The 12,280-nt window shown below is 63.2% G+C and carries 11 protein-coding genes; 3 read left to right on the top strand and 8 right to left on the bottom strand.

Annotation, left to right across the window (positions count from 1 at the left end; genetic code table 11):
• Window position 1 precedes the first annotated feature (1 nt).
• The gene (locus AO064_RS06890; RefSeq protein ID WP_064052799.1) at window positions 2-1,213 is read right to left on the bottom strand and encodes a YeeE/YedE family protein; all 1,212 of its coding nucleotides are present in this window, start codon (window positions 1,211-1,213) and stop codon (window positions 2-4) included.
• Between the two features lie 651 nt (window positions 1,214-1,864).
• Here AO064_RS06890 and AO064_RS06880 point away from each other — a divergent pair.
• Window positions 1,865-3,133 carry an MFS transporter gene (locus AO064_RS06880; protein WP_064052797.1) on the top strand — a complete coding sequence of 423 codons (1,269 nt, stop codon included), beginning with the start codon at window positions 1,865-1,867 and terminating at the stop codon, window positions 3,131-3,133.
• On the opposite strand, the gene AO064_RS06875 is transcribed toward AO064_RS06880, so the two are convergent.
• Window positions 3,084-3,881: a DNA/RNA non-specific endonuclease gene (locus AO064_RS06875; protein WP_064052796.1), complete on the bottom strand. Its 798-nt coding sequence runs from the start codon at window positions 3,879-3,881 to the stop codon at window positions 3,084-3,086. The two genes, AO064_RS06880 and AO064_RS06875, sit on opposite strands and share 50 nt — an antisense overlap.
• 157 nt (window positions 3,882-4,038) lie before the next feature.
• Between AO064_RS06875 and AO064_RS06870 the strand changes: the two genes are divergently transcribed.
• Window positions 4,039-5,100 (top strand): SDR family oxidoreductase, encoded by a 1,062-nt coding sequence (locus tag AO064_RS06870; RefSeq protein WP_064052795.1) that lies wholly within the window; start codon window positions 4,039-4,041, stop codon window positions 5,098-5,100.
• Here the strand turns inward: AO064_RS06870 and AO064_RS06865 are convergent.
• From AO064_RS06865 to AO064_RS06850, 4 genes are all read right to left on the bottom strand, one after another.
• On the bottom strand, window positions 5,097-6,116 hold the full coding sequence (locus tag AO064_RS06865; RefSeq protein ID WP_064052794.1) for a sensor histidine kinase: 1,020 nt from the start codon (window positions 6,114-6,116) through the stop codon (window positions 5,097-5,099). The genes AO064_RS06870 and AO064_RS06865 overlap by 4 nt on opposite strands.
• Before the next feature lie 8 nt (window positions 6,117-6,124).
• Entirely contained in the window at window positions 6,125-7,585 is a 1,461-nt protein-coding gene (locus AO064_RS06860) for an ATPase domain-containing protein (protein WP_015885061.1), read from the bottom strand.
• Complete coding sequence (locus tag AO064_RS06855; protein WP_064052793.1) at window positions 7,582-8,016, bottom strand: hypothetical protein; 435 nt, start codon at window positions 8,014-8,016, stop codon at window positions 7,582-7,584. The genes AO064_RS06860 and AO064_RS06855 overlap by 4 nt, the downstream gene beginning before the upstream one ends.
• 61 nt (window positions 8,017-8,077) lie before the next feature.
• Entirely contained in the window at window positions 8,078-9,289 is a 1,212-nt protein-coding gene (locus tag AO064_RS06850) for an MFS transporter (protein ID WP_064052792.1), read from the bottom strand.
• A gap of 121 nt (window positions 9,290-9,410) precedes the next feature.
• Between AO064_RS06850 and AO064_RS06845 the strand changes: the two genes are divergently transcribed.
• A complete protein-coding gene (locus AO064_RS06845; RefSeq protein WP_064052791.1) occupies window positions 9,411-10,115 on the top strand; it encodes a TetR/AcrR family transcriptional regulator in 705 nt (234 codons plus the stop codon).
• A gap of 51 nt (window positions 10,116-10,166) precedes the next feature.
• Here AO064_RS06845 and AO064_RS06840 read toward each other — a convergent pair whose 3' ends face one another.
• Together AO064_RS06840 and AO064_RS06835 are read right to left on the bottom strand one after the other, a co-directional pair.
• Window positions 10,167-11,210, bottom strand: coding sequence for an NAD(P)-dependent oxidoreductase (locus tag AO064_RS06840; protein WP_064052790.1), 1,044 nt, complete (start codon window positions 11,208-11,210; stop codon window positions 10,167-10,169).
• 120 nt (window positions 11,211-11,330) lie between these two features.
• Window positions 11,331-12,227: a LysR family transcriptional regulator gene (locus AO064_RS06835; RefSeq protein WP_015885066.1), complete on the bottom strand. Its 897-nt coding sequence runs from the start codon at window positions 12,225-12,227 to the stop codon at window positions 11,331-11,333.
• Window positions 12,228-12,280: the final 53 nt, after the last annotated feature.

The raw sequence follows: 12,280 nt of genomic DNA, 5'->3' as shown, positions 1-12,280 counted from the left end.
CTCAGCAACCGCTCAACGCAACCTGCGGCCGCTCGCCGGCAAAGAAAAACGGCCGTAACCGCACGCCCACGCCATTGCCGATAAACGCCGCCACCAGCCACACCCAACCATGCAGGCTGCCCGAGGCGATGCCGCTGAAGTACGCGCCGATATTGCAGCCGTAGGCCAGACGCGAGCCATAGCCGAGCAACAGGCCGCCGATCACCGCCGCCACCAGCGAGCGCGCCGGGATGTTCAGGCTGGGGGCGAAACGCCCGGCCAGGCCTGCGGCCAACAACGCGCCGAGGACAATGCCGATGTCCATGACGCTGGTGATGTCTTCCCATACCGGCGCGGCGAGGGCCTTGGCATTGCCCGGCATTTGCCAGAACGCCCAGTTGGCTACGTCCACACCCACACCGCTTGCCACCTTGGCGCCCCACAAGGCGAACGCAGAAGTAATACCCCATGGCCGCCCCGCCAATGCCAGGGTGGCGTAGTTGAGCAGGGCCAGGCCGATGGCACCCCACACCAGTGGCCATGGCCCACGCAGGAAGCGGCGCACGCCTTGGTGCTCGCTTTTTACGCCCTCTTCCAGCTGACCATGACGGCCCTTCTCCAGGCGCACGGTGATAACCGCAATGAGCGCAAACACAGTCAGGCTCAAGCCCAGCGCCGGCAGCACGCCGAAGCTCTTGACGATGGACACCGCCGGGAACGCAGGCAGCGCAAACCACCAGTCAACGTGGTGTGTGGCAATCAACGAACCGCAGATAAAGAACAACAACGTCACCAGCATGCGCGCATTACCGCCGCCCACGGTGAACAACGTGCCCGACGCACAACCGCCGCCCAGCTGCATGCCGATCCCGAAGATAAACGCCCCGAACACCACCGACACCCCGGCCGGCGCCACCAGCCCGACCACCGGCTGGCCGAACAAGGTGCCCGCCCCCAATGCGGGGAAGAACAGCAGCACCGCCACCGCCAGCATCACCATCTGCGCACGCAAGCCGGCGCCACGGCGATCATTGATAAACACACGCCAGGCCGAGGTAAAACCGAAGGCGGCATGGTAAAGGGTCAAGCCCAGTGCAGCGCCGACCACCAGCAACAGCACCTGGCGTGAGCCGACACTGTTTTGCAGGAACAGGGCGCCCAGCACCAGGATGATAAAGGCCACCAGCGGCGCGACAGGCTTGCGCGCAGGGGTGAGAGGGAGAGAGGTGCTCATGGGGTATCCCGGGTTGATTGAATGGGTTGATTGCGAGGGGGCGAGTATAACGCCGTGGGGTGATATTCAGGGTGGGAGCTGTCGAGCTTCAGCGAGGCTGCGATGGCGGTGGGTCAGGCAAAGAAAATGCCAGCAATACCGCCGCCTTCGTAGCCTCGCTGGGGCTCGACAACTCCCACCTTTGAGCTTCACTGCTGTCGGGCACTGCAATCGCCGTGTGGGCCTTGTGAACCGCAACCCAACCGCCACCGCCAATCCCCTGTGGGAGCTGTCGAGCTTCAGCGAGGCTGCGATGGCGGTGGGTCAGGTAAGAAGATGCCAGCAATACCGCCGCCTTCGTAGCCTCGCTGGGGCTCGACAACTCCCACCTTTGAGCTTCACTGCTGTCGAGCACTGCAATCGCCGTGCGGGCCTTGTGAACCGCAACCCAACCGCCACCGCCAATCCCCTGTGGGAGCTGTCGAGCTTCAGCGAGGCTGCGATGGCGGTGGGTCAGGTAAGAAGATGCCAGCAATACCGCCGCCTTCGTAGCCTCGCTGGGGCTCGACAACTCCCACATTGATCTTCACTGTGGTTGTGAACTGCGCCTGCCGCGTCATACACCCAGGCGCTGTTTAGATCATCCCGCCTTGAGGAGTAAAAAATACCGCCATGAGTTTCCTCGGCACCTTCCGCTCGCTGCGCAGCCCCAATTACCGCATCTGGGCCGCGGGTGCGTTGGTGTCCAATATCGGCACTTGGATGCAACGCACCGCCCAGGACTGGCTGGTACTCACTCAGCTTACCCCGCACAACGCCGCCGCTGTCGGCATCGTCATGTCGTTGCAGTTCGGGCCGCAGTTGCTGCTGTTGCCATGGACCGGGTTTGCCGCCGACCACTATGACCAGCGCAAGCTGCTGATCGTCACCCAGGCGGTCATGGGCTTGCTGGCGCTGACGCTGGGGGTGTTCACCCTCACCGGGGTTGTCGAGCTGTGGCACGTGTATGTGTTCGCGTTCCTGTCCGGCTGCGCGTCGGCGTTCGATGCGCCGGTGCGGCAGATTTTCGTCGCGGAGCTGGTGGCCGAGAAGGACTTGTCCAACGCCATCGCGCTCAATTCCACCTCGTTCAATATGGCGCGCATGATCGGCCCGGCGGTGGCCGGCCTGACCATCGCGTCGGTGGGCACCGGCTGGGCATTCCTGCTCAACGGCAGCAGTTTTTTTGCGGTGCTGGCGTCGTTGTTTTTCCTGCGGGTGTCGGGGCAGCACGCCAAGGTTCGCGCCCTGCGCACCAAGGGCAGCCTCACCGAGGGCTTGCGCTATGTGTGGGCGCGGCCGGACTTGAAGGCGATTCTGCTGATGCTGTTTCTGATCGGCACCTTCGGCATGAACTTCCCGATTTTCATCTCGACCATGGCGGTCCGCGTGTTCGATACCGATGCGCGCGGCTATGGCCTGTTGTCTTCGACGTTGGCCATCGGCACCATCGCCGGCGCCCTGATCGCGGCTGGCCGTGAACGACCGCAGTTCAGGTCACTGCTCAACGGCGCGGCGATCTTCGGGATCGGCTGCACGTTGGCGGCCCTGGCGCCGAACTACTGGCTGTTTGCCGTGGCGCTGGTGATCATCGGCGTGGGCGCCATGACCTTCAGCAACACCACCAACAGCCTGATGCAACTCACCACCGAGCCGGCCATGCGCGGCCGGGTGATCGCCCTGCGTGTCGGCGTGGCCCTGGGCGGCACGCCGATCGGCGCGCCTATCGTCGGCTGGGTGGCCGACCACCTCGGGCCGCGCTGGGCGCTGGGGGTCGGCGCCGTGTCGGGCATCCTGGCGGTGGGTGTGGCGCTCTATACCCTCAAGCGCCAGATGGATCGGCCCGCGTCGATCACGTCCGCCCCACCGACCCGGAAACCGGAAGATTCCCCAACAACTTGAGCCCGGTGCTCTTCACGAAGGTGTCGTAGTCCATCGGCTTCTGGATCCGCGTCTCAGCATTGGGCAGCACATACGCCCAGGCGCGCCGGGACGAGGCGTCGTACACCAGCTTGAACAGGCGCGTCGGCACCCAGACCTTGTTTTTACCGATGGTGCTGTAGCCGGCGTCGAACAGCGGGCCGGTAAACACGTACACATCGCCGCCGGAGCGCTGGGCAAACTTGCGCACGTCGGCCTCGACCTTGCTCCAGATCTTGCGGTTGTTGGTGGGGTCTTGCGGCACCATGTTCGACAGCGCGAAGGATTGAGCCATGGCATGGGCGTTCGGTGCATCGGCGGCCGGGGCCTGGTGGCCACGGTCCACGGCCGGGTGCTGGCTGCGGTAGTCGCTCAGCTCGGCGCGCCCGGCCTTGGGGATGCGTGGGTCGGGGTAGAACTGGTTGGTGCGCTCCTCGCCTTTGGCGTCTTTCAACTGCGCGGCATTCAGGCGTTCAACCACCACCAGCGGGGTCTTGCTGGTTTGCGAGTACAGCACCGCGAAGGTGTCGGAGCACAGGGCCAAGGGCTTCATCGACGCCGGGACGGTGGCCATGTTGATCGGGATGGTGGCGGGAAAAAGTTGGGCGCAACCGTCAAACGAACTGCGTTGCTGCGTGGGGGTGTAGGGATTGGCCAGGCTGCGTGCGTCTACAGCGGTGGAGAGTAAAACGAGGGCCGACAGCCCGACTGCAATCTTGCGTAGGTACATGCGTTAGATCTTATGGTGAGGGTAAACGGACGAGCGCGAATGTTCGTGCGGGGTGTATGGACCCTGATAGGCCGGTTTGGTGCCGCAAGGCTCACGGATAAGGTTGAACCTCTCCTACACGCCAGGGCTCAGAACCCTACATCCTAGGGAGAATTGTATGACCCAGACCGCACTCGTCGTGGGCGCCAGCGGCATCGTTGGCAGCGCCACCACCCAGTTACTGCTCGATAACCAGTGGCAGGTTGCCGCGCTGTCGCGTAGCCCGTCCCAGATACCTGACGTGATCCCGGTAGCCGCCGACTTGCAAGACCCGGCCTCAGTACAGCAGGCACTGGCCGAGTTGAAACCCACCCATGTGTTCATCACCACCTGGTCGCGCCAGGCCACGGAAGCCGAGAACATCCGCGTCAACGCCGCCATGGTGCGCAACGTGCTGGACGCCGTGCGCCCCGCCGGCACGGTGCAGCATGTGGCCCTGGTGACCGGTTTGAAGCACTACCTCGGCCCGTTCGAGAACTATGGCAAGGGCAGCCTGCCGCAGACCCCGTTCCGCGAAGAACAAGGCCGCCTGGACGTGGAGAATTTCTACTACGCCCAAGAGGACGAAGTGTTCGCTGCGGCCGAGAAAGACGGCTTCACCTGGAGCGTGCACCGCCCGCACACCGTCACGGGCGTGGCCGTGGGCAATGCGATGAACATGGCGACCACCCTCGCCGTCTACGCCAGCGTGTGCAAACACACCGGGCGCCCGTTTGTGTTCCCAGGTTCGCGTGTGCAGTGGGACAGCCTCACCGACATGACCGATGCCCGGCAACTGGCCCAACAACAGCTATGGGCGGCGACCACACCGGCGGCGGCGAACCAGGCGTTCAACATCACCAATGGCGATGTGTTCCGCTGGCAATGGATGTGGGGGCAAATCGCCGATTACTTTGGCCTCACCCCGGCAGACTTCCCCGCCCAGCCCTGCCCGCTTGAGCAGCAGATGGCCGATGACCAGTCCGCCTGGAGCCAGATGGTTGCGCAGCATGGGTTGAAAGAAGCCGACATCAGCCGGCTCGTCTCGCCGTGGCACACCGATGCCGACCTGGGGCGGCCGATCGAGGTGGTCACGGACATGTCCAAGAGCCGCCAGCTGGGTTTCACCGCTTACCAGGCCAGCGACCAGGCGTTTTTCGCGGTGTTCGATCAGTTGCGCGCCGCGCGGTTGATCCCTTAACCCGACAGGGGCAGCCTCACCACAAACTCGCTGCCCTTGCCATGCCCCTCACTCTTGCCCGTCACCGTGCCGCCATGGGCTTCGACCAGTTCGCGCACCACGGTCAAGCCAATGCCCAGGCCGGCACTGTTGAAACCGATGGCGTGGGCGTCTTGCACATAAGGATCAAAGATGAACGGCAAGGCTTTGGCGGTCACGCCGATGCCATTGTCGGCAATGCTGATCCTGAGCTGTCCGGCCTCTGCGGTCACCACCATCGCAATGGTGCCGCCCACCTGGGTGTACTTGGCCGCGTTGCCCAGCAGGTTGTGCAGAATCTGCGCGAGCCGTACAGGGTCGCCGTCCACGGTCAGGACGGCGTCGGGCAGCGCCACGTCGAATTGCTGTTTGCGGCTGATCATCACCGGGCTGCAGGCATCGACGGCAGCATTCAGGATGCGCAGCATGTCCACCTCGCGGCGGTGGATACGCAGTTTGCCGGTGCTGGCGCGTGAGACATCCAACAGGTCGTCGACCAATTGGGAAATATGCTGCACCTGGCCTTCGATCAACTCGCGCATGCGCGGCAGTTGGTCGCTGGGCAGCCGCACCATGCGCTCGGCAATCAGGCTGATCGGCGTCAGCGGGTTGCGCAGCTCGTGGGCGACCATCGCCAGGATGCTTTTTTGCTGGCCCAAAGCCCGCTCCGCCGTGGCCTGCAGGTCTTGGGCGCTGAGTGCGGCGATCACCAACTGCGCGTTCGCTTCGCGCAGCGCCTGAAACAGCGGCTGATCCTCGACCTGGGGGGCCGCGACCGCGTCGGATTGCGCCAGGAGTATCGCCAGCACTAACTGCTGGTTGGCCTCGATCAGTTGCTCGACGTGCTGGGAATCCTCCAAACGGCTGTTGGCGTCGTCCAGCTGTTGCTGCAGCGCGGCCAATACCGCGCGGGCCTCAACGGTTTTCTGGCCGAGCAGGAAGAGTTCGTGGGCAGCATTGGCCACCTTACGCTCGTCCTCCCCAGGCGTATTACTCATGGGTCAGCTCAAACATCAGGGTCTCCTGTGCGCCGGGTGGTCGGGCGTCCACCGAGCAGCCCCTCCTGGTCAACGAGCATCTCGCCGATCTGCAGGCCATCGTCATTGATGTGGTATTGGCGCAGCTCGTCGCAGTGGGCGCTGGCGCGCACTTTGACCACGGCCATGATGCGCAACAGGCGGCTGCGCACTTCGATGTAGCGCTGCACGATGATCGCGTCGGTGAGGAACGCCGTGCCGTAGGGGCTGAAGCGCAGGTCGGTGTAGCGGTCTTCCAGCTCCGACGTCATCAACACACTGACCCCGGCGCGGGTCAACGCGGTGACCATGCGCGACAACGACTCGCGGAAGTCGGCGCGAAAGGTCGGCGCCAGGGCCAACTCAAAGCCCGACAGTGAATCGATGACTACCCGCGTGGCGCCCAGGCGGCTGATTTCGCTGAGCAGCAGTTGGACAATCTCATCAATCGACAGGTCCGGCGCCCGGCTGTCCACCAGGCCAACCTTGCCGCTGAGGATCAAGTCAGCGAGCGTGGCGTTTTGCGAGTGATTGGGGCGTTGCTCGAACACCGCGATAACCCCGGTTTCGCCATTGCGTGCGCCCTCGGCCAGGAAGGTGGCCGCGAGAATGCTTTTGCCCGACCCCGAAGGCCCCGCCACCAGCAGCGAATAACCACGGGGCAAGCCGCCGCCGAGCATCTCGTCGAGGCGTGGCACGCCCATTTTCAGGCGTTGCACCGGCAGCGTCATCGGCGTCTCGACCGGGTTGAGCGGGGCCGGTGCGAATACCTTGATGCCCGAACTGGCGATCCGGAACGTGTGCAGCCCCGGCAAGGTCGGCTGGCCGCGCATCTTCATGATTTCCATCTTGCGCACCATCGAATTGCGCTCGACGCTCTGGCGCAACCAGATCAGCCCATCGGCCACGGTGAAAATCGGGTTGGTGTCGGTTTCGGTGAAATACTCGCCGATCAGGAAGGTGGTCGCCTGCCAGGTGGTCATCAACATGCCCAGTTGCTGAACGAACTGCGGCAGGTTGTTGTTGGGGTTGTGCTGGGTCTGGCTGGCCAGCACCACCGAACGGAAGGAGTCGACAAACACCAGTGACGGTGAATGCGCCTCGACTTCGCTGACGATGCGCCGCAGCACTTCATCCAAATCACCGGCCAGGGTGTCGTCGGCCAGGTTGATGTAGCGGATCGACTGGTTGATCGCTTCGTTGTCGAAAAAGTCGAACTGCTGCTGATAACGCAGCATCTTCAGCGGCGGCTCGCCCAGCACGGTGAAAAACAGCGCAGGGCGTTCAGGTGTCGCCAGGGCGAACATCATCTGATGCGCCAAGGTGGTCTTGCCGCAGCCGGGCGGGCCGGCGATCAGGTTGAACGAAAACTCCGGCAAACCTCCGCCCAGCACCTCGTCCAGACCTGGCACACCGGTAGCCAGGCGGTTGATAGTTACTTTGGTGCTCATGGCGAATTTTCCTGCGAAGGGGTGTCGCTCAAAGAAGGTGCCCATACGTCGCGCAGTAAACGCGCGGTCAGCGAGGGCCCGATCAGCGTGGTGAGCAAGGCGTAAAAGGTGGTCAACAGCTCTTCACCGAAAAACAACGCATCGGCTTCGCTCTGCTCGAGCAATAGGGCTTTGAGTTCGGCCCGATCCGGCGCGGCCTGCACGCGGTCATGCACACCGGCCAGTCGCGCATGCTTCGAGGCGCTGAGGTGCAGGCTGCGACGCAACAGCGCGACACAGCCTTGCTGCCCGATAATGGGGGTGAGTGCTGCGTCCATGTCCTGCAATATCGACATGATCGCCTGGGCGATGCCTGCAATATCAGCGGTGGGACCAACACGGTGCGCCAGAGAAGCTACGATCTGGCGGCTCTCTTCGCTTTGTGTGGACATGAAGGGCTAATATCCGATGAATTGAGACCCAGCGTACACCCTATGGCGCTCGACCGAAGGTTTAATGGGCCACTATTGCCGCACCGGCCCGCCGGCCGGGCTTGAAACCATGGGCGCTGGCACCCCAGGCAATCGCCAGGGACACGCCCACCAACACCAGCATCGCCCACGGAAACGACGCCACGCCCCAGGTATCCAGCAATACCCCGCCGACCACGCCGCTGCCGGCAATGGCGCTGTTCCAGGCCACCACGTTCAGCGACAGCGCCACATCCGCGCCATCCCCCGCTGCATCGGCCAGCGCGGTTTGCAGCAAGGTTGCCGCGCCGCCAAAACTCAGGCCCCAGACCGCCACACCGAGGTACACCACTTCAGGCACACCGCCAAAAAAGCCCAACACCAGCGAGACGCCGCCAAACACCGCCAGGCTGGCGAGGACCGTGTTGCGCAAGAGCGGCTCCACCAACCTGGCCGCGATCCAGATCCCCGCCAACGCGGCCATCCCGAACACCAATAGCACCAGGTCAACCCGCTCCGACAAGCCAGCAGGCGCCACGAACGGTGCAATGTAGGTGTACAGAATGTTGTGCGCCAGCATCCACGTCATCACCACCGCCAGCACCGGCCGTACGCCCGGCGTCGTCAGCACCTTGCCCAACGACACGCGCTGATGCGCAGGCTGGGGCGCGTAGTCCGGGACTTTCACCAGCACCCACGCAATCAGTACCAGGCTCACGGCCGACATCAGGCCGAAGGTCGTGCGCCACCCCACCAAGCCGCCCAGCCAGGTACCCAGCGGCACACCCAACGACAGCGCAATCGGCGTACCAACCATCGCCAACGCCAGCGCCCTGCCCTGTTGATGGGGCGCGACCATACGCCGGGCGTAACCGGCCAGCAGGCTCCAGGCCAACCCCGCCGCGACACCGGCAAAGAAGCGTGCCACCAGGGTCACGCCATAGTGGGACGACAGCGCCGTGATGGAATTGAACAGCAAAAAGCCGACGATGGTCAGCAGCAGCACATTACGCCGGCGCCAGCCGCGGGTGGCGATGGTCATGGGGATCACTGCCAGCACCGAGCCCAAGGCATACGCGGTGACCATCTGCCCGGCCATGGACGGGGAAATCGCCAGGCCTTCGCTGATCAACGGCAAGAGGCCGGCGGGCAGGGTTTCGGTGACGATGCAGATAAAGCCGGTCATCGCCAGGGCGAGCAAGGCGCCGATGGGCAGACGGTCGGATGACGCCGATAAGGTCAATGAGGGGGTCACGGGAAACTCCTTGAGTGAGACTTAAATACTGATCGATACAGATGTTGCGGGCGTACGCCATGCGTTGTCAACGACTTATGTATCGACTAGTATTTATCTCGCTTTCCACCGGAGATCTCTCATGGCACAAATGGGCCGCCCCCGCACCTTCGACCGTGAACACGCCGTGGAACAGGCCATGCACCTGTTCTGGCAGCACGGCTACGACGCCACGTCACTGGCGCAGCTCAAGGCCGGCCTGGGCGGCGGGATCTCCGCGCCGAGTTTCTACGCGGCCTTCGGTTCCAAAGAAGCGTTGTTCGACGAATGCGTGCAGCGCTATCTGGCGACCTACGCCCAGGTCACTGAATGCCTGTGGGACGAAAACCTGCCACCGCGCCGGGCCGTTGAAACCGCACTGCGCCAATCCGCGCGCATGCAGTGTGAAGACGGACACCCCAAGGGCTGCATGGTGGCACTGGGCGTGATGAGCGCGCCGAGCCCGGAGAATGCGCGGGTGGCGGATGGGTTGACGCAGTCGCGGCTGCGTACGCGGGCGGGGATTGTGGCGTGTGTGGAACGGGCGATTCGTCTGGGGCAGTTGCCGCCCACGGTTAACCCGGCAGTGATGGCGTCGGTGTTTGATAGTTTCCTGCAGGGCGTTTCGATTCTGGCGCGCGATAACGTCCCGCACGCCACCCTCGACGCAGCGATCAGCCAACTCATGCTGACTTGGGACATTGCAGCCTCCCTCGCCTCCCCTGTGGCGAGGGAGCTTGCTCCCGTTGGGACGCGCAGCGTCCCCACATCGGCTGATACAGGTGCGTCAGGGACGGCGCGTTCCTGAGGGCTGCGGCTGCTGCGCAGCCCAACGGGAGCAAGCGCCCTCGCCACAGGCTCACGTGAGGCTGAACGCATGGATCTTGTCGACAATCTGCCGTGAAGCCCTACGGATCGCCGTCGTCGTGTTGCCTGCGATATGCGGTGTGAGTTGGGCATTGCCGACGCCTGCCAGGGGCGAGTTGAAGCGGTCTTTTTCCAGCGCGAAGGTATCGATGGCGACCGCTTTGAGGTGCCTGGGAAACGCGGTCATGAAGCTTGCCAACTGGGCTTCATCGACGATGCCGCCGCGAGCGGTGTTGATCAGCACCGACCCTTGGCGCATTTGCCTGAACTGGGCAAGCCCGAACAGGCCTCGGGTGAGCGGTGTCAGCGGGACGTGAATAGAGACCACGTCGGCCTCCTCCAGCACGTGCTCGAGGGTTGGTCGTCGCTCAAGCCCAAGACTGCGCGCAGCCTGCTCGGTAAAACGTTCGGAACCGGTGGCGATGACCTTGATACCGAGCGATCCCGCTTTGCGTGCGACCTCTTGAGCAATGCTGCCCGTGCCGACCAACCCTAGCGTGAGTTCACTGAATTCGAGGCTTGGCGCCAAGGTGCCCTTGGACCAGCGACCGCAGTGCGTTTCGGCGTTGTAGTGGTCCAGGTCTCTGGATAAAAACAACGCCTGGGCCACCACATAATCGGCGACCGCCGTCGCGTTGGAGCCCGGCGTGTTCAGCAAGGTCACACCACACCGCTGCGCCTCTTGCTGGTCGATATGGTTGAGGCCTGCACCGGCTTGGGCGATAGCGCGCAGCGGCGTGGGCAAGGCCGGTGATACGGCGGCGCGGATCAGTTCGCCGTCCATGGGAATATTCAGGCGCGTCTTGAACACGCTGTACCCCCCGGCCTGAGTCACGGCGTCGATGAACGCTTGCCTGTCGTGGCCGTTGATCTCGGTGTACCGCAGGCGCTCGCCATAGTGTTGGCGAATGCTGTGTTTATCCGCGAAATAATAGAGATTGAGTGTGACCACTAGGCCCAACTCAAGGAAGCGGTCAACTTCCTCAAATAACAATGGAGGGCCGGGTGCATCCAGTATCAGGGTGGTAAACGCCATGCGCTTGGACCTCTTGCTAGAGAGAGGAGCGGGTCGATGCATCGTCAAGAACGTTGAACTTACGCCATCACGATACCGAGACACAGGCATACCCACCGGCCTGGCCACGTTCCACGTGCGCTAAAATAACAGGCGCGAAAAATTGCAGCACGCCTGCGCCATCCGCGCCACGTCCTGGTTCAAGCCAAATTGCCGATCCACCCTGTGCAGCGCCACATACTGAATAGTCGGCAATTCCGGCTGCGTGACCAACGCGCGCAACGCCCCTTGCTCGATCAGGTGGGACAGACACGCCTTTGGCAAATAGCTCACACCGATCCCCGACAACGCCAACCCCACCTGCACCAGCAGGTTATGGCTGGTGAGTGTGCGTGGCATCTGCACGTTGTGCGCGGCCAGCCAGCGCTCGTAGATCAAGCCGGTGCCCGACTGTGAACCCTGGGTCAACACCGTGTAGTTGGCCAGGGTCTCAAGGCTGACAGGGTCTGCGTCAGGGATAAGACCCGGCGAACAGATCCAGGCGTTTTCCACGCATTGCAGCGCGGTGCTGTGGAAACGCGGATCGCTGTACACGTCGGGCACGATCACCAGGTCCAGTTGGTCGCTTTCCAGTTTGCGGAACAGCTCGCTGCTGAGCTCCACCGACGGCTCGATTTGCACCTTGGGGTAGGCCTGGCGCAGCGCTTCCACCAACGCCGGCAACCAGGTGAGCGCGGTGAGTTCAGTGACGCCCAGGCGAAACCTGCGCACCAGCACCTCACGGGCGCTGACCCGTTCCAGCAATTGGTCGCGGCTGTTGAGCAGGTCACGGGCGTAGTCGAGCAGCTCGCCGCCCTTTTCCGTCAGCCGGGCATTGCGCTTGCTGCGGTCGAAAATCTCGACGTCGAAGGTGTCTTCCAGCTCCTGGATACGCTTGGAGATGGCCGACTGCGACATGTTCAGCTTGTTGGCCGCCGCTTCGAAGCTGCCCAGTTCAGCGATCCAGTACAGCGCGTCGATTTGCTTGAAGGTAATCATGGCGGACCAATCATGAAAAAAAGCGATGCTAACACATCATAAAATATCGCTAA

Source organism: Pseudomonas marginalis (assembly GCF_001645105.1).
Lineage (GTDB): Bacteria > Pseudomonadota > Gammaproteobacteria > Pseudomonadales > Pseudomonadaceae > Aquipseudomonas > Aquipseudomonas petroselini.
Note: the sequence above shows the minus strand (reverse complement) of the source record. Positions and strands in the feature narration are given on the sequence as shown.